This window comes from Streptomyces sp. GLSS-08 (assembly GCF_056387915.1).
In genome coordinates this window covers 227160-244565 of the sequence record NZ_JBWJAQ010000006.1, presented here as the reverse complement: position 1 = coordinate 244565, position 17406 = coordinate 227160, and the positions used below count along the sequence as shown (strand labels likewise).

Sequence of the window (17406 nt, the reverse complement as noted above, 5' to 3'; positions counted from 1 at the left end):
GACGCCCGCCCGCGCACACCGCAGGCGCGGCCCGGGCCGCTACAGCCAGCCCCGCTGCTTGAACATCCGGTAGAGCCCGACCTCCAGGACCGCCATCACCAGGATCACGGCGGGATACGACCACACCCAGCGCAGCTCGGGCATGTGCTCGAAGTTCATGCCGTAGATTCCCGCGATCATCGTCGGGAGCGCGGCCATGGCGGCCCAGGCGGAGATCTTCCGCATGTCGTCGTTCTGCCGGACGCTCATCTGCGCGAGGTGAGCGGAGAGGATGTCGGAGACCAGCCGGTCCAGGCCCTCCACCGACTCGTTCACACGCGTCAGGTGGTCGCTGACGTCCCGGAAGAAGGGCTGCGTCTCGTCCGCGACGAACGGCAGTCCCGCACTGAACGAGCCGGCGCCCGCGAGGCGGGTCATCGGAACCGCCAGCGGGCCGGTGGCCCGGCGGAACTCCAGGATCTGCCGCTTGAACGTGTAGATGCGGGACGCGGTGTGGCGCGTTCCCCCGTCGGAAGGCGAGAAGACCTCGCTCTCCAGCTCCTCCAGGTCGGTCTGCAGCTCGGTCGCCACGTCCAGATAGTGGTCGACCGTGGCGTCGGAGATCGCGTACAGCACCGTCGTCGGACCGTGCCTGAGCATCTCCGGGTCCTGCTCCAGCCGGTGCCGCACCTCCTTCAGCGGCGCGCCCTCGCCGTGCCGCACGGTGACTATGAAGGAGTCACCCAGGAAGATCATGAGCTCACCGGAGGAGACCGCGTCGCTGTCCTGCTCGTACGTGACCGGCTTCAGGACCATGAAGACCGAGTCGTCGTACACCTCCAGCTTGGGGCGCTGGTGCGCCTTCAGGGCGTCCTCGACCGCCAGCGGGTGCAGCCCGAACTCGCTGGTGACGTGGGCGAACTCCTCCGCGGTCGGCTCGTGGAGACCGATCCAGAGGAACGTGTCGTCCTGGTCGCGAGCAGCGTCCAGGGCGTCGGAGAGGTCGTCGGGGCCCTGGGAGCGGCGCCCGTCGCGGTAGATGGCACAGTCGACGATCACAGAGCGTATTCTCCTGCCTTCCGAGCCGTCCGACACACCGGCCCCGTCCTAGGCTGGGCCGCATGCCCACCCTGATCCTCGTCCGGCACGGACGTTCCACCGCCAACACCGCGGGGCTCCTCGCCGGCTGGACGCCCGGCGTCGCCCTCGACGAACGCGGCAGCGCGCAGGCCGCCGCGCTCCCCGGCAGACTCGCCGGCCTGCCGATCTCCGAGGTCGTCGCCAGCCCGCTCCAGCGCTGCCAGGAGACCGTACGCCCCCTGCTCGACGCCCGCCCCGGACTGCGCCTGCACAGCGACGACCGCATCGGGGAGTGCCATTACGGCGACTGGTCCGGCCGCAAGCTCGCCGAGCTCAAGGACGAACCGCTCATGGAGGTCGTGCAGGCGCACCCCTCCGCCGCGGCGTTCCCCGGCGGGGAATCCATGCGCGCGATGCAGACGCGTGCCGCCGAGGCGGTACGCGAGTGGAACGCGCGCGTGGAGCGCGATCACGGCGGTGACGCCGTCTACCTCATGTGCTCGCACGGCGACATCATCAAGTCCCTTGTCGCGGACGCACTCGGACTTCATCTCGACCTCTTCCAGCGGATCTCTGTGGAACCGTCTTCCATCACCGCGATCCGTTACACCCGTATGCGGCCATTTCTCGTCCGGCTCGGCGACACCGGCGATCTCGCCTCGCTGGCGCCGCGCGAGGAGACCCCGGGCGGTGACGCCCCGGTCGGGGGCGGTGCGGGCGCACCGTGATCGTCGGCCGCAGTAGGGTGAAGCGGTCGAAGCAGCGCAGCAGTTGTCAGTAACCGATGCGGACCGACGGCTGATCCGGCCGGTTGGTCCCGACGCAGATCCCCATGGAGACAGGACGTGTCCCGTCAGGTGTTCCTCTACGACCCCCCGGACCGTTTCGTGGCCGGTACGGTCGGGCTGCCCGGGCGCCGTACCTTCTTCCTGCAGGCCACCTCGGGCCCGCGGGTGACCAGCGTGGCCCTGGAGAAGACGCAGGTGGCCGCACTCGCCGAGCGGATGGAAGAGCTGCTCGACGAGGTCGTACGGCGGACCGGGGGCAGTGCGCCCGTACCCGCCGTCGCTCCCGCCGAGGTCTCCGACACCGCCCCGCTGGACACCCCCGTGGAGGAGGAGTTCCGGGTCGGCACCATGGCCCTGGCCTGGGACGGCGACGAGCAGCGCATGATCGTCGAGGCGCAGGCCCTGGTGGAGCTGGACGCCGACTCCGACGAGGACCTCGCGGAGGCCGAGGAGCGGCTCCTGCAGGACGAGGAGAACGGCCCGCCGATGCTCCGGGTCCGGCTCACCGGGGCGCAGGCCCGGGCCTTCGCCAAACGCGCCCTCGACGTCGTCAACGCGGGCCGGCCGCCCTGCCCGCTGTGCAGCCTCCCGCTCGACCCGGAAGGACACGTATGTCCGCGCCAGAACGGATACCGCCGCGGAGCGTGACCACGACCGAGCTGCTCGCCCGCGGCGAGCTCACGGTGCGCGGACAGATCCGTGAGGCCTCCAACGCGGTGCTGCACTGCTCCGTCTCCCACGACGGGCAGGAGGCGTTCTGCGTGTACAAGCCGGTCGCCGGGGAGCGGCCCCTGTGGGACTTCCCGGACGGGACGCTGGCGCAGCGCGAGGTCGCGGCGTACGAGATCTCCGAGGCGACCGGCTGGGGGCTCGTGCCGCCCACCGTGCTGCGGGACGGGCCGTACGGCGAGGGCATGTGCCAGCTGTGGATCGAGGGGGAGGCCGGTTCCGAACTGCTCGCGCTGGTGGACGGCGAGGAGCCCGGGGCGGGCTGGAAGGCCATCGGGTTCGCCGACGTGGGCGAGGGGCGTACGGCCCTGCTGGTGCACGCCGACGACGAGCGGCTGCGACGGCTCGCCGTGCTGGACGCGGTGATCAACAACGCGGACCGCAAGGGCGGGCATCTGCTGCCCGCGGGCGAGGGCCGGCTGTACGGCATCGACCACGGGGTCACCTTCAACGCCGAGAACAAGCTGCGCACGCTCCTGTGGGGCTGGGCGGGCGAGCCGCTCACCCCCGAGGCGGTCGAGGTGCTCACGTCGCTGCGGGGCTCCCTGGCGCCCGGCGCACCGCTGGCCACCCGGCTGGCGGAACTCGTCACGCCCGCCGAGACCGACGCCACCCGGGCGCGGGTCGAGGCCCTGCTCTCCTCGGGAAAGCACCCGGAGCCGAGCGGGGAGTGGCCGGCGATCCCCTGGCCCCCGGTGTGACGGGACCGGACGGCCGACGGCCGGGAGCACCGGCCGCGGGCCGTCGCCGGGGCACGCCGGTCCGCGCCGTCCGTGGGCACGTCGGCCCGCGCCGCACGTCGGTACCGAGAAGTCCGGCAGGACCGCCCTCCCCGCCGTCGTTCCCGGTCCGGTTCGTATACGGAACTCCCGTCCGGTTAGGCTCAGGGCATGTATGCCTGGCCCGCTTCTGAGGTCCCCGCCCTGCCCGGTGAGGGCCGCGACCTCCGGATCCACGACACCGCGACCGGGGGGCTCGTCACCCTCGACCCCGGTCCCGTCGCCCGTATCTACGTCTGCGGCATCACGCCGTACGACGCCACCCACCTGGGACACGCGGCGACCTACAACGCGTTCGACCTCGTGCAGCGCGTGTGGCTCGACACGAAGCGGCAGGTCCACTACGTCCAGAACGTGACCGACGTCGACGATCCGCTCCTGGAGCGGGCCGAGCGCGACGGCGTCGACTGGGTGGCGCTGGCCGAGAAGGAGACCGCCCTCTTCCGCGAGGACATGACCGCCCTGCGGATGCTCCCGCCGAAGCACTACATCGGTGCCGTCGAGGCGATACCGGGCATCGTCCCGCTCGTCGAGCGGCTGCGCGACGCCGGTGCCGCCTACGAGCTGGAGGGCGACGTCTACTTCTCCGTCGAGTCCGACCCGCACTTCGGGCAGGTGTCGAACCTGGACGCCGCCGCGATGCGTCTGCTGTCCGCCGAGCGGGGCGGCGACCCCGACCGGCCGGGCAAGAAGAACCCCCTCGACCCGATGCTCTGGATGGCGGCCCGCGAGGGCGAGCCGAGCTGGGACGGCGGCTCGCTGGGCCGGGGACGCCCCGGCTGGCACATCGAGTGCGTGGCCATCGCACTCGACCACCTCAAAATGGGCTTCGACGTCCAGGGCGGCGGCTCCGACCTCGCCTTCCCGCACCACGAGATGGGCGCCTCGCACGCCCAGGTGCTGACCGGCGAGTTCCCCATGGCCAAGGCGTACGTCCACGCCGGCATGGTCGCGCTCGACGGCGAGAAGATGTCGAAGTCCAGGGGCAACCTGGTCTTCGTCTCGAAGCTGCGGCGCGACGGCGTCGACCCGGCGGCCATCCGGCTCGCGCTGCTCGCGCACCACTACCGGGCCGACTGGGAGTGGACCGACGCGGTCCTCGAAGAGGCAGTCGCGCGCCTGGCGGACTGGCGCGCCGCGGTGTCGCGGCCCGACGGCCCCTCCGCCGACGCGCTCGTCGAAGAGATCCGCGCCGCCCTCGCCGACGACCTGGACGCGCCGTCCGCGCTCGCCGCGGTCGACCGCTGGGCCGCGGTCCAGCACGAGCACGGCGGCACGGACGAGGGCGCGCCCGGCGTGGCCTCGCGTGCCGTGGACGCGCTGCTCGGCGTCGCGCTGTAGCCGACGGCCGCCGGGCGCGGCGCCCCTCACCCGCTGCACGGCCAGCGGTGCCGGACGGAAAGGAACTCCGCCCGGCACCGCCACCGGCCGCCGTGCGACCGGGGCGCCCCCGCCCGCTTCGACGACGTCCAGCCGATGCCGGACACGGAGTACGACGCGGGGACGGTCGCCCCGGTCCGAGGTCTGAGGGTCCACGACGGCCGAGGGGCGGTGCGCGTCGCGCGCACCGCCCCTGCCGTTCAGTCCTCCGTGCCGTTGGAGGAGTCCGGGGAGTCCGGGGAACCGGAGGAACCCTGGGTCCCCGGGGAGCCCGTCGCGTCCGGAGACCCCGCGGCGCCCTCGGTGCCGGTGTCCCCGGCGTCCGTACCGGCGCCCGTCTCCGCGCCGGCCCCGGCGTCGGACTCGGGGCCGGGCCGCTGCGGTTTCGGACGGCCCCGGCCCGCCGGGGCGTCGCGCAGGTACGAAGCGGACTCGCCGCTCTCCGTGGCGTGCCCCCCGGGCTGCGCCGCGGGACCGCCGCCGTCCCGGCGCCGCAGATAACGCTCGAACTCGCGGGCGATCGCCTCACCCGACGCCTCGGGCAGCTCGGCGGTGTCCCGGGCCTCCTCCAGCGTCTGCACGTACTCGGCGACCTCGCTGTCCTCGGCGGCCAGCTGGTCCACGCCCAGCTGCCAGGCCCGCGCGTCCTCGGCCAGATCGCCCAGCGGGATGCGCAGGTCGATGAGGTCCTCCAGACGGTTGAGCAGGGCCAGGGTCGCCTTCGGGTTGGGCGGCTGCGACACGTAGTGCGGGACCGCCGCCCACAGCGACACCGCCGGTACGCCCGCGTGCGTGCACGCCTCCTGGAGAATGCCGACGATGCCCGTCGGGCCCTCGTACTTGGTCTCCTCCAGATCCATCGTGCGGGCCAGATCGGCGTCGGAGGTGACACCGCTGACCGGAACCGGACGGGTGTGCGGAGTGTCGCCGAGCAGGGCGCCCAGGATGACCACCAGCTCCACGCCCAGCTCGTGCGCGAACCCCAGCAGCTCGTTGCAGAACGAGCGCCAGCGCATGGACGGTTCGATGCCCCGGACCAGCACCAGGTCGCGCGGCCTCTCGCCGCCGACCCGGACCACGGACAGCCGCGTCGTCGGCCAGGTGATCTTGCGGACGCCGCCGTCCAGCCACACGGTGGGGCGGTTGACCTGGAAGTCGTAGTAGTCCTCGGCGTCGAGCGCCGCGAACACCTCGCCCTTCCATTCCCGGTCGAGATGCGCGACCGCGGCGGAGGCGGCGTCACCGGCGTCGTTCCAGCCCTCGAACGCGGCCACCATGACCGGGTCGACCAGCTCGGGAACCCCCTCGAGCTCGATCACCCAGCGCCTCCTTCCGACGTGCCCTCGCGTACGTCCCAACCTTACGGCGTGCGCGGGGCGCCTCCGCAGCCCCCTTGCACGGGGGAGTGAACGGATCACTGCCCCGAACACCACCCCGGAACACCCGTCAGTCATCCGAGCTGTGCCGAGCCGGCCGGACGGCACCGCGCGTGGCCGGCGGCGGGAGCCGGCCGACGGGGGGTCAGAGGGCCGATCGCAGCCACTGCTCCACGCTCGCGATGTGCACCGTCGCCCACGACCGGGCCGCCTCCCCGTCCCGCTCGCGCAGGGCGCCGAGGATGGCCCGGTGCTCGTGCAGCGTGCGGCCGACCGCGTCCTCCTGGGTCAGTCCGCGCCAGACGCGGGCCCGGGTGGCCGGCCCGGACAGCCCTTCGAGCAGGGAGCTCAGGACCGCGTTCCCACAGCTCCGCGCGATGACCCGGTGGAACTCCAGGTCGCAGGCGACGAATTCGCCCACCGAGGGCACGCCGCCGAGCGCGTCCAGCCGGGCGGCGAGCGCGTCCAGCTCCGCCTCGGCGATGCGCGGGGCGGCCAGCGCCGTCGCGGCCGGCTCCAGGATCCGGCGCACCGCCAGAAATTCGAGAACGGTGTCGTCGCGGTGGAAGTCGACGACGAAACTCAGCGCCTCCAGCAGGAGTTGGGGGTCCAGACTGGTGACGTAGGTCCCGTCGCCCTGCCGTACGTCGAGGATGCGGATGAGGGAGAGCGCGCGCACCGCCTCACGCAGGGAGTTGCGGGACAGCCCGAGTACGGCGGCGAGTTCGCTCTCTCCGGGGAGCCGGTCGCCGGGCCGCAGCGCACCGGAGACGATCATCTCCTTGATCTTCTCGATCGCCTCGTCCGTGACTGCCATGGCGGGGCCCCTGTCGCTCAGACATCCGATGTCTCACGACAGTATGGGGGCGCGCCGGCCGCCTCGGTGCGGCAGCCGGCCCGGGCACGCGGAAGGGGCGGATCCCCCCGTGGGACCCGCCCCTCACTCCCGCTCGGACGCCTACTTCTCGTCGAGCAGGCCCTGCACCCTGGCGCGGATCTCGTCGGTGGCGAGCCCGCGGATCGTCAGCGTCGTACGGCGGCGCAGCACGTCGTCCGGCGTCTCGGCCCACTCGTTGTCCCGGGCGTAGACGACCTGGGCCCAGATCTCCGGGGCGTCCGGGTGGACGCGCTTGCCGAGCTCCGGGTTCTCGTTGGCCAGACGCGCGATGTCGAAGGCCAGCGAGCCGTAGTGCGTGGCCAGGTGCGTGGCGGTGTCGGCCGCCATGCGCGGGCCGGGCGCCGGGCCGTCGACCAGCAGCCGGTGCGCCACGGCACGGGGGTTGGCGACACCCGGCAGCGGCAGCTTCTTGGGCAGCGCCTTGACCGGCTCGAAGTCCTCGCCGAGCGGGTGGCCCGGCAGCGACTCCAGCTTCTGCATGACCGTTCGGCCGATGTGGCGGAAGGTGGTCCACTTGCCGCCCGCGACGGACAGCATGCCGCCGCGGCCCTCCGTCACGACGGTCTCCCGCTTGGCCTTCGACGTGTCGCCGGGGCCGCCCGGCAGCACCCGCAGGCCGGCGAAGGAGTAGGTGATCAGGTCACGCGACAGCTGCTGGTCGCGGACCGAGAACGCGGCCTCGTCCAGGATCTGGGCTATGTCCTTCTCGGTGACCGCGACCTCGCCGGGGTCGCCCTCGTACTCCTCGTCGGTCGTGCCGAGCAGCAGCATGTCCTCCCAGGGGAGGGCGAAGGTGATGCGGTACTTGTCGATCGGGGTGGCGAGCGCGGCCTTCCAGGGGGAGGTGCGCTTCAGGACCAGGTGCGCGCCCTTCGACAGCCGGATGGAGGGCGCCGCGTTCGGGTCCTCCATCTTGCGCAGGTGGTCGACCCAGGGGCCGGTCGCGTTCAGGACGAGGCGCGCGTCGACGCCGAACTCGTCCCCGGTCGTACGGTCCTTCAGGTCCGCGCCCGTGACCCGGCCCCGGGTGAAGCGCAGGCCGGTGACCTCGGCGTGGTTGAGCACGACGGCGCCGGACTCGACGGCCGCGCGGACCGTCATCAGCGCCATGCGGGCGTCGTTCATCTGGTCGTCGCCGTACACGGCCACGGCCTTCAGGTTCTCGGTGCGCAGCTCCGGGACGTCCTGCTGTGCCTTGGCGGGGGAGAGCAGGTGCCCGACGCCGTCGCCGAAGGCGGACAGCGCCGAGTACGCGAACACGCCCGCGCCGAGCTTCGCGGCGCCGTGCGGGCCGCCCTTGTACACGGGGAGGTAGAAGGTCAGCGGGTTCGCCAGGTGGGGAGCCACCTGGCGGGAGATCGCACGGCGCTCGAAGTGGTTCTCCGCCACCAGCTTCACCGCGCCGGTCTGCAGGTAGCGCAGGCCGCCGTGGAGGAGCTTGGAGGAGGCGGAGGACGTGGCGCCGGCGAAGTCACCGGCGTCGACCAGAGCCACCCGCAGCCCGGACTGCGCGGCGTGCCAGGCGGTGGAGATGCCCAGGATGCCGCCGCCGATGACGAGAAGGTCGTACGTTGCCTTGGAGAGCTGCTCCCGGGTCTCGGCGCGGCTCGGGGCGGAGCCGGAGGCCGGGTGCGTACCGAGGGCAGGCACGGACTGCAGGGTGGTCTGGGTACTCATGCGGGTCTTACTCCTCGCCAGTGTTTCCATCGTCGAGCCAGCCCATGGACCGCTCCACGGCCTTGAGCCAGCTCTTGTACTCGCGGTCGCGGGTTTCCGCGGCCATGTTGGGGGTCCACTCCGCGGCCCTGCGCCAGTTGGCGCGCAGGTCCTCGGTGTTGGACCAGAAGCCGACGGCGAGACCGGCGGCGTAGGCGGCGCCGAGGCAGGTGGTCTCGGCGACCATCGGGCGCACCACGGGTGCGTCCAGGACGTCGGCGAGGGTCTGCATCAGCAGGTTGTTGGAGGTCATGCCGCCGTCGACCTTGAGGGCCGCGAGCTCGACGCCGGAGTCCTTCGTCATGGCGTCGCTGATCTCACGGGTCTGCCAGGCGGTGGCCTCGAGAACGGCGCGCGCGATGTGCGCCTTGGTGACGTAGCGGGTCAGGCCGGCGATCACACCGCGGGCGTCGGGGCGCCAGTACGGGGCGAACAGACCGGAGAAGGCCGGCACGAAGTACGCGCCGCCGTTGTCCTCGACCGACGACGCGAGCGTCTCGATCTCGGCAGCCGACTTGATCAGGCCCATCTGGTCGCGCATCCACTGCACCAGCGAACCGGTGACGGCGATCGAGCCCTCCAGGGCGTAGACCGGGTCCTGGTCGCCGATCCGGTAGCCCACGGTGGTCAGCAGCCCGCTGTACGAGTTGATGATCTTGTCACCGGTGTTCATCAGCATGAACGTGCCGGTGCCGTACGTGGACTTGGCCTCACCCTCGGAGAAACAGGTCTGGCCGAACAGGGCCGCCTGCTGGTCGCCGAGCGCGGAGGCGACCGGGATGCCGCCGAGCAGGTCGCCCAGCTTGCCGCCCGTGACCTCGCCGTACACCTCGGCGGAGGAGCGGATCTCCGGGAGCATCGACAGCGGGACGCCGATCGACTCGGCGATCTTCGGGTCCCACTCCAGCGTGTGCAGGTTCATCAGCATGGTGCGGGAGGCGTTGGTCACGTCGGTGACGTGCCTGCCGCCGTTGACGCCGCCGGTCAGGTTCCAGATGACCCAGCTGTCCATCGTGCCGAAGAGGATGTCGCCGGCCTCGGCGCGCTCGCGCAGACCCTCGACGTTGTCCAGCAGCCAGCGGGCCTTCGGACCGGCGAAGTAGGAGGCCAGCGGCAGGCCGGTCTCGCGGCGGAAGCGGTCCTGCCCGACGTTGCGGCCGAGCTCCTTGCAGAGGGCGTCGGTGCGGGTGTCCTGCCAGACGAGGGCGTTGTGGACGGGCTCACCGGTGTTCTTGTCCCACAGCAGCGTGGTCTCACGCTGGTTGGTGATGCCGATGGCCTTGATGTCGTCGCGGGTGATGCCGGCCTTCTCGATGGCTCCGGCGACGACCTCCTCGACGTTGGTCCAGATCTCGGTGGCGTTGTGCTCCACCCAGCCCGGCTTCGGGAAGATCTGCTCGTGCTCCTTCTGGTCGACGGAGACGATGCGGCCGTCCCGGTCGAAGACGATGCAGCGGCTCGACGTCGTGCCCTGGTCGATCGCGGCGATGAAGGGGCCGGCGGTGTGTGCGTCGGTCACGGTGTGCTCCAGGAGGTCTCGGGTGGCGTGCTCGGGCCGCCGTCGGCGGTGATGGGCCGGGGGCTCACTTGAAGGCGATGTTGTACAGGCCGCCCGCGACGGCGCCGCCGATCAGCGGTCCGACCACGGGGATCCAGGCGTAGCCCCAGTCGGACCCGCCCTTGTTCGGCAGCGGCAGCAGGGCGTGCACGATACGGGGGCCGAGGTCACGGACCGGGTTGATCGCGTAGCCGGTCGGACCGCCGAGCGAGAGGCCGATGCCGACGACCACGAGCGAGGTCACCAGGACGCCGAGGACGCCCAGTCCGTTGCCGCCGTCGTTCAGGCCCTGGGTCAGGATCGCGAGGACCAGGACGACGGTGGCGATGATCTCGGTGACGACGTTCTGCGCCACGTTCCGGATCTCGGGGCCGGTGGAGAAGATGCCCAGGACCGGACCGGCCTTGGGCGCCGCCTTCTGGTCGACCAGGGCTTCCTCGGCCGGCTGGGCCGCGAGGATCTCCGGGTCCGTGAGGTGGGCCTGGAACTGCCCGTAGTACGTGATCCACACCAGTACGGCGCCGATCATGGCGCCGAGGAGCTGGGAGCCGAGGTAGAGCGGAACATCGCTCCACTCGGTGCCGCCCTCGATGGCGAGGCCGATCGTGACCGCGGGGTTGAGATGAGCGCCGGAGACGCCGCCCGCGAGGTAGGCGGCCGTCAGGACCGCGAAACCCCACCCGAAGGTGATCGCGAGCCAGCCGGCGTTGAGAGCCTTCGAGCGCTTCAGCGTGACGGCGGCGCACACGCCACCGCCGAGCAGTATGAGTACGGCGGTACCGATGGTCTCGCCGATGAAGATGTCGGAGCTGGACACCCGCGACTCCTTTGTCCTTCGTCCAGGGGAAGCCGAACCCCGGGTCCCGCCGGTGGTTCGTGCTCTCGGGGAGTGAGAGCGATTCGGCCCTTGGCACTGTCACACCCTAACGCTTATTGCCGGTAGGTGTTCGACAATGCCGACCGATGGACGGGAGTCTCGCTCCGCCGTCAGCGGATCGTCAAGGGTTCTGTTATCGAAAACACGATCGTTATTGATCGCTGCGGGCTATCGGTCCCGCCGAGCCCCTGAGCAGGCCGCCGACGTGCGCCGACAGGGCTCCCAGGGGCGGCACGACGAAGGCCGGGACGCCCCTGGCGTCCCGGCCCCGCGTACGCGTCCTCAGAACCGCCCGGCACCCAGATCGCGCGACACCGCGCGGGCGCAGTCGCGCACCGCGGCGATCAGTTCGGGACGCAGCTCCCCGTCCTTGCAGATCCGCTCGACGGCCCCGGTGATGCCCACGGCCCCGACCGGCATCCGGCGCCGGTTGTGGATCGGCGCGGCCACCGAGGCGACACCGGTCCAGGTCTCCTCGACGTCGTCCGCGTACCCCCGCGCGCGCGTCAGGTCGAGGACACCCTCGAACTCGTCCATCTCGCTTATGGTCCGGGCCGTGAACGTCTTGCGCTCGGCCTCCAGGACCTCGCTGTGCGCCACCGGGTCGTACGCCGTGAGGACCTTGCCCAGGGCCGTGGAGTGCAGCGGCTGCATGGCGCCCACCTCCAGCACCTGACGGCTGTCGTCCGGCCGGAACACGTGGTGCACGATCAGGACGCCCTGCTGGTGGAGCACCCCGAGATAGACGCTCTCGCCGCTGGAACGGGCCAGGTCGTCCGTCCACACCAGGGCGCGCGCCCGCAGTTCGTGCACGTCGAGATAGGTGGTGCCCAGCCGGAGCAGCTCGGCGCCCAGCTGGTACCGCCCGGACGCGGTGTCCTGCTCGACGAAGCCCTCGTGCTGGAGGGTCCGCAATATGCCGTGGGCCGTACCCTTGGCGAGGCCCAGCGAGGAGGCGATGTCCGACAGGCCGAGCCGCCGCTCACCGCCCGCGAGCAGGCGCAGCATCGCGGCCGCCCGCTCGAGCGACTGGATGTTCCGTGCCATCGCCGTGCTGCCCTCCGTCCCCTTCGGCCGTCGACGAGCCTCTACGCTGCCGCCGTTCGGCAATGTCGAACACTACCGGTCCTTGCCGACCTCCCGCCAATACGCGGCCCACATCCGTCCCCTTCCCTTGTCCGGCGCCACCCGGTCGAGTTCGGCGCGCGCGGCCCGCCCGGAGCGTCCCGGACCGCACCGCCGTCGTACTCGTACGCACGGGGTCCTTTCCGCACGCCACGCCGGTCCGCCCCGTGGACGTCCCGTCCGAACCGTGGCGCTCCGGGCTACCCTGACGGCGTGCGCCTTCCATGGGAAGCGCAAAGCCGACAGCCGTCGCACTCCAGGGAGCACCTTCATGGCCTCGTCGCCGAACCCGCCGTCCCCCTCGTCCGCAGCGGCGGAGAGCCGGACCCGAACCGACGCCCTCCGCCGAGCGCTCGCCACCCGGGTGGTGGTGGCCGACGGCGCGATGGGCACGATGCTCCAGGCACAGGAACCGACGCTCGAGGACTTCGAGAACCTCGAAGGCTGCAACGAGATCCTGAACATCACCCGGCCCGACATCGTCCGCTCCGTCCACGACGCTTACTTCGCCGTCGGCGTCGACTGTGTCGAGACGAACACCTTCGGCGCCAACCACTCCGCGCTCGGCGAGTACGACATCCCGGAGCGCGTCTTCGAGCTGTCCGAGGCCGGTGCCCGTATCGCCCGCGAGGCCGCCGACGAGTTCACCGCGTCGAGCGGACAGCAGCGCTGGGTGCTCGGCTCCATGGGCCCCGGCACCAAGCTGCCGACCCTCGGCCACGCCCCGTACACCCTCCTGCGCGACGCCTACCAGCGGAACGCCGAGGGCATGATCGCCGGCGGCGCGGACGCCCTGCTCGTGGAGACCACCCAGGACCTGCTCCAGACGAAGGCCGCGGTCCTCGGCGCCCGCCGCGCGCTGGACGCCACCGGACTTGACCTGCCCGTCATCGTCTCGGTCACCGTCGAGACCACCGGCACCATGCTGCTCGGTTCGGAGATCGGCGCCGCGCTCACCGCCCTCGAACCGCTCGGCGTCGACATGATCGGCCTGAACTGCGCCACCGGGCCCGCCGAGATGAGCGAGCACCTGCGCTACCTGGCCCGCCACTCGCGCATCCCGCTGTCCTGCATGCCGAACGCAGGCCTGCCCGTCCTCGGCAAGGAGGGTGCGCACTACCCGCTGACGGCGCCCGAACTGGCCGACGCCCAGGAAACCTTCGTACGCGAGTACGGCCTCTCCCTGGTCGGCGGCTGCTGCGGCACCACCCCGGAGCACCTGCGCCAGGTCGTCGAGCGGGTCCGCGAGCTGTCGCCGGCCCCCCGGGACCCGCACCCCGAGCCCGGCGCGGCCTCCCTCTACCAGACCGTGCCGTTCCGTCAGGACACCGCCTACATGGCGATCGGCGAACGCACCAACGCCAACGGTTCCAAGAAGTTCCGCGAGGCCATGCTGGAGGGCCGCTGGGACGACTGCGTGGAGATGGCCCGCGACCAGATCCGCGAGGGCGCCCACATGCTCGACCTCTGCGTCGACTACGTGGGCCGCGACGGCGTCGCCGACATGGAGGAACTCGCCGGCCGCTTCGCCACCGCCTCCACCCTGCCGATCGTCCTCGACTCCACCGAGGTCGAGGTGCTGCGCGCCGGACTGGAGAAGCTGGGCGGCCGCGCCGTCATCAACTCGGTCAACTACGAGGACGGCGACGGCCCCGAGTCCCGCTTCGCGAAGGTCACGAGGCTCGCCCAGGAGCACGGCGCCGCGCTGATCGCGCTGACCATCGACGAGGAGGGCCAGGCCCGCACCGTCGAGACCAAGGTCGCCATCGCCGAGCGGCTGATCGAGGACCTCACGGCCAACTGGGGCATCCACGAGTCGGACATCCTCATCGACTGTCTGACCTTCACGATCTGCACCGGCCAGGAGGAGTCCCGCAAGGACGGCGTCGCCACGATCGAGGCGATCCGCGAACTCAAGCGCCGCCACCCCGACGTACAGACCACACTCGGCCTGTCGAACATCTCCTTCGGCCTCAACCCGGCCGCGCGCGTCCTGCTCAACTCGGTCTTCCTCGACGAGTGCGTCAAGGCGGGCCTCGACTCGGCGATCGTCCACGCCAGCAAGATCCTGCCGATCGCCCGCTTCGACGAGGAGCAGGTCAGCACCGCCCTCGACCTGATCCACGACCGGCGCCGCGAGGGCTACGACCCGCTCCAGAAGCTGATGGCCCTGTTCGAGGGAGCCACCACCAAGTCCCTCAAGGCCGGCCGGGCCGAGGAACTGGCCGCCCTGCCCCTGGACGAGCGGCTCAAGCGCCGCATCATCGACGGCGAGAAGAACGGCCTGGAGAAGGACCTGGACGACGCGCTCCGGGAGCGCCCGGCCCTCGACATCGTCAACGAGACGCTCCTCGACGGCATGAAGGTCGTCGGCGAACTCTTCGGCTCCGGCCAGATGCAGCTGCCGTTCGTCCTCCAGTCGGCGGAGGTCATGAAGACCGCGGTGGCCCACCTCGAGCCGCACATGGAGAAGACCGACGACGAGGGCAAGGGCACCATCGTCCTCGCCACCGTCCGCGGCGACGTGCACGACATCGGCAAGAACCTCGTCGACATCATCCTGTCCAACAACGGCTACACGGTCGTCAACCTGGGCATCAAGCAACCCGTCTCCGCGATCCTGGAGGCCGCCCAGGAGCACCGCGCCGACGTCATCGGCATGTCCGGTCTCCTGGTCAAGTCCACCGTGATCATGAAGGAGAACCTGGAGGAGCTGAACCAGCGCAGGCTGGCCGCCGACTACCCCGTCATCCTCGGCGGCGCCGCCCTGACCCGGGCGTACGTCGAGCAGGACCTGCACGAGATCTACGAGGGCGAAGTCCGCTACGCCCGCGACGCGTTCGAGGGCCTGCGCCTGATGGACGCGCTGATCGCCGTCAAGCGCGGTGTGCCGGGGGCCTCGCTGCCCGAGCTGAAGCAGCGCCGGGTACGGCCGGCGGCCGCCGTCGTGACCGAGGAACGGCCGGAGGAGGGGCACGTCCGCTCCGACGTCGCCGTCGACAACCCCGTGCCCGAGCCGCCGTTCTGGGGCTCGCGCGTCATCAAGGGCATCCAGCTCAAGGAGTACGCCTCCTGGCTCGACGAAGGCGCCCTGTTCAAGGGCCAGTGGGGCCTCAAGCAGGCACGCACGGGCGACGGCCCCACGTACGAGGAACTCGTGGAGAGCGAGGGCAGGCCCCGGCTGCGCGGCCTGCTGGACCAGCTCCAGACCGGCAACCTGCTGGAAGCGGCCGTGGTCTACGGCTACTTCCCCTGCGTGTCCAAGGACGACGACCTGATCCTCCTCGACGAGCGGGGCAACGAGCGCACCCGCTTCACCTTCCCGCGCCAGCGCCGCGGCCGGCGCCTCTGCCTCGCGGACTACTTCCGGCCCGAGGAGTCGGGCGAGACGGACGTCGTCGGCCTCCAGGTCGTCACCGTCGGATCCCGGATCGGCGAGGAGACCGCCAAGCTCTTCGAAGCCAACTCCTACCGCGACTACCTCGAACTGCACGGCCTGTCGGTGCAGTTGGCGGAGGCGCTGGCCGAGTACTGGCACGCACGCGTGCGGGCCGAACTCGGCTTCGGGGGAGAGGACCCCGCCGCCGTCGAGGACATGTTCGACCTGAAGTACCGCGGCGCCCGCTTCTCCCTCGGTTACGGCGCCTGCCCGGACCTGGAGGACCGCGCCAAGATCGCCCGGCTGCTCGAACCGGAGCGCATCGGCGTCCACCTCTCCGAGGAGTTCCAGCTCCACCCGGAGCAGTCCACGGACGCGATCGTCATCCACCACCCCGAGGCGAGATACTTCAACGCACGCTGAGTCGTCCCGAGCACGCCCGGGCGTGTTGAGCCCGCCCCGGCGAGGGCGGGCTCAGGCGTGACGCGAGGCGGGCCCGGGCGACCGCCGAGGCGTCCCCGGGCGTCCCCAAAGGCATGTGCGGGCGTCCCCCGAGGCATTCCGGCCGGACACGTCGTACACTGGTCGGTCCACTGCAGGCCGGCTGCCCCTTGATCGAAAAGGGCAGCCGGCCTGATCGTCCCTCAAGGAGGTGCGCCCGGATGACCAGTACGGTCCCCGCGCTCGGTACCCGTACGGCCGAGGGCTCAGCCCTGCAGGCCGTACTCCTCGACATGGACGGCACCCTGGTGGACACCGAGGGCTTCTGGTGGGACGTCGAGGTCGAGGTCTTCGCCTCCCTCGGCCACGTCCTCGACGACTCCTGGCGCCATGTCGTGGTGGGCGGCCCCATGACCCGCAGCGCCGGCTTCCTCATCGAGGCGACCGGCGCCGACATCACCCTGACCGAGCTGAGCGTGCTGCTCAACGACGGGTTCGAGGACCGCATCGGCCGCACGCTCCCGCTGATGCCGGGGGCCGCCCGGCTGCTCGCGGAACTCGCCGCGCACGAGATCCCCACCGCACTGGTCTCCGCCTCGCACCGGCGCATCATCGACCGCGTCCTGGCCTCCGTCGGCCCGCAGTACTTCGCGCTGACCGTCGCGGGCGACGAGGTCGAGCGGACCAAGCCGTTCCCCGACCCGTATCTGCTGGCGGCTGCGGGGCTCGGCGCCGACCCGGCCCGGTGCGCGGTCATCGAGGACACCGCGACCGGCGTCGCGGCCGCCGAGTCGGCCGGCTGCCACGTGGTCGCCGTGCCGTCCGTGTCGCCCATCGCGCCCGCCCCGCGTCGCACCGTCGTGTCCTCTCTCGAAGAGGTGGATCTGCGATTTCTGCGGGGCCTCATGACGGCGGAAATGAGCTAGAACTTCACTCAGCGTGTGGGACCGAATGCGCGGAATTCGCCCGGGCGACGGCCCCGGCAATTGACGACCAAGCCGGATGGCCGAATTCCGGTACCTGTCAGCCGAGTTGACACTGTGACGTTCCTCACGCATTTAGGGGTCGACAGCGCGGCTGCGTTGTGCTGAATCCCCCTTTTCGGGGGTACTGGGTGTGCCCTTGTGTCCTGATTGGTGGAACCGTGCGCGGTTCCTTCCGCTGTCGGGTTTTCGGTGCGTCCGCGCCCGGTTTCGCAGCGTGATGGGAGGGTGGCTCCCGTCCCTGTGAGCCGCCGCGCAGGCGCGGACTAATCTCGTCGCGAGAACCTCGCCACAACTCCCCGTGATCCGCAGCACCAC

Annotated in this window: 13 protein-coding genes; 6 read left to right on the top strand and 7 right to left on the bottom strand. The window is 71.3% G+C overall.

What is annotated here, in order from left to right:
* Nucleotides 1–39: 39 nt before the first annotated feature.
* A complete protein-coding gene (gene corA / locus AC0ZLC_RS13230) occupies nucleotides 40–1038 on the bottom strand; it encodes a magnesium/cobalt transporter CorA (RefSeq protein ID WP_476752122.1) in 999 nt (332 codons plus the stop codon).
* A gap of 62 nt (nucleotides 1039–1100) precedes the next feature.
* Here corA and AC0ZLC_RS13225 point away from each other — a divergent pair, with 62 nt between their 5' ends.
* The 4 genes from AC0ZLC_RS13225 (at nucleotide 1101) to mshC (ending at nucleotide 4696) form a co-directional block, all read left to right on the top strand.
* Entirely contained in the window at nucleotides 1101–1787 is a 687-nt protein-coding gene (locus tag AC0ZLC_RS13225) for a histidine phosphatase family protein (RefSeq protein WP_476752121.1), read from the top strand.
* Between the two features lie 117 nt (nucleotides 1788–1904).
* Nucleotides 1905–2495, top strand: a complete 591-nt coding sequence (locus AC0ZLC_RS13220) for a DUF3090 domain-containing protein (RefSeq protein ID WP_358853481.1) — start codon at nucleotides 1905–1907, stop codon at nucleotides 2493–2495.
* Entirely contained in the window at nucleotides 2459–3277 is an 819-nt protein-coding gene (locus tag AC0ZLC_RS13215; RefSeq protein WP_476752120.1) for an SCO1664 family protein, read from the top strand. The genes AC0ZLC_RS13220 and AC0ZLC_RS13215 overlap by 37 nt, the downstream gene beginning before the upstream one ends.
* A gap of 189 nt (nucleotides 3278–3466) precedes the next feature.
* Nucleotides 3467–4696 (top strand): cysteine--1-D-myo-inosityl 2-amino-2-deoxy-alpha-D-glucopyranoside ligase, encoded by a 1230-nt coding sequence (gene mshC, locus AC0ZLC_RS13210; protein ID WP_476752119.1) that lies wholly within the window; start codon nucleotides 3467–3469, stop codon nucleotides 4694–4696.
* A gap of 239 nt (nucleotides 4697–4935) precedes the next feature.
* On the opposite strand, the gene AC0ZLC_RS13205 is transcribed toward mshC, so the two are convergent.
* From AC0ZLC_RS13205 to AC0ZLC_RS13180, 6 genes are all read right to left on the bottom strand, one after another.
* Entirely contained in the window at nucleotides 4936–6054 is a 1119-nt protein-coding gene (locus AC0ZLC_RS13205) for a PAC2 family protein (protein ID WP_476752118.1), read from the bottom strand.
* Nucleotides 6055–6256: 202 nt separating this feature from the next.
* Nucleotides 6257–6928, bottom strand: a complete 672-nt coding sequence (locus AC0ZLC_RS13200) for a FadR/GntR family transcriptional regulator (RefSeq protein ID WP_476752117.1) — start codon at nucleotides 6926–6928, stop codon at nucleotides 6257–6259.
* 141 nt (nucleotides 6929–7069) lie between these two features.
* A complete protein-coding gene (locus tag AC0ZLC_RS13195) occupies nucleotides 7070–8686 on the bottom strand; it encodes a glycerol-3-phosphate dehydrogenase/oxidase (protein ID WP_476752116.1) in 1617 nt (538 codons plus the stop codon).
* A 7-nt stretch (nucleotides 8687–8693) separates the two neighbouring features.
* Nucleotides 8694–10244, bottom strand: coding sequence for a glycerol kinase GlpK (glpK, locus tag AC0ZLC_RS13190; RefSeq protein WP_358853475.1), 1551 nt, complete (start codon nucleotides 10242–10244; stop codon nucleotides 8694–8696).
* A 64-nt stretch (nucleotides 10245–10308) separates the two neighbouring features.
* On the bottom strand, nucleotides 10309–11100 hold the full coding sequence (locus AC0ZLC_RS13185; protein ID WP_476752115.1) for an MIP/aquaporin family protein: 792 nt from the start codon (nucleotides 11098–11100) through the stop codon (nucleotides 10309–10311).
* A gap of 342 nt (nucleotides 11101–11442) precedes the next feature.
* Entirely contained in the window at nucleotides 11443–12207 is a 765-nt protein-coding gene (locus AC0ZLC_RS13180) for an IclR family transcriptional regulator (protein WP_476752114.1), read from the bottom strand.
* A 349-nt stretch (nucleotides 12208–12556) separates the two neighbouring features.
* Here AC0ZLC_RS13180 and metH point away from each other — a divergent pair, with 349 nt between their 5' ends.
* Both metH and AC0ZLC_RS13170 read left to right on the top strand, forming a co-directional pair.
* Nucleotides 12557–16087 (top strand): methionine synthase, encoded by a 3531-nt coding sequence (metH, locus tag AC0ZLC_RS13175; RefSeq protein ID WP_476752113.1) that lies wholly within the window; start codon nucleotides 12557–12559, stop codon nucleotides 16085–16087.
* A gap of 239 nt (nucleotides 16088–16326) precedes the next feature.
* Nucleotides 16327–17031 carry an HAD family hydrolase gene (locus AC0ZLC_RS13170; RefSeq protein ID WP_476752112.1) on the top strand — a complete coding sequence of 235 codons (705 nt, stop codon included), beginning with the start codon at nucleotides 16327–16329 and terminating at the stop codon, nucleotides 17029–17031.
* Nucleotides 17032–17406 lie beyond the last annotated feature (375 nt).

Excerpts from the sequence above, each read along its gene's own strand:
- AC0ZLC_RS13225 (WP_476752121.1), top strand. The coding sequence starts at position 1,101 with ATGCCCACCCTGATCCTCGTCCGGCACGGACGTTCCACCGCCAACACC.
- AC0ZLC_RS13215 (WP_476752120.1), top strand. The coding sequence starts at position 2,459 with ATGTCCGCGCCAGAACGGATACCGCCGCGGAGCGTGACCACGACCGAG.
- mshC (WP_476752119.1), top strand. The coding sequence starts at position 3,467 with ATGTATGCCTGGCCCGCTTCTGAGGTCCCCGCCCTGCCCGGTGAGGGC.
- AC0ZLC_RS13200 (WP_476752117.1), bottom strand. The coding sequence starts at position 6,928 with ATGGCAGTCACGGACGAGGCGATCGAGAAGATCAAGGAGATGATCGTC.
- AC0ZLC_RS13195 (WP_476752116.1), bottom strand. The coding sequence starts at position 8,686 with ATGAGTACCCAGACCACCCTGCAGTCCGTGCCTGCCCTCGGTACGCAC.
- AC0ZLC_RS13180 (WP_476752114.1), bottom strand. The coding sequence starts at position 12,207 with ATGGCACGGAACATCCAGTCGCTCGAGCGGGCGGCCGCGATGCTGCGC.
- metH (WP_476752113.1), top strand. The coding sequence starts at position 12,557 with ATGGCCTCGTCGCCGAACCCGCCGTCCCCCTCGTCCGCAGCGGCGGAG.
- AC0ZLC_RS13170 (WP_476752112.1), top strand. The coding sequence starts at position 16,327 with ATGACCAGTACGGTCCCCGCGCTCGGTACCCGTACGGCCGAGGGCTCA.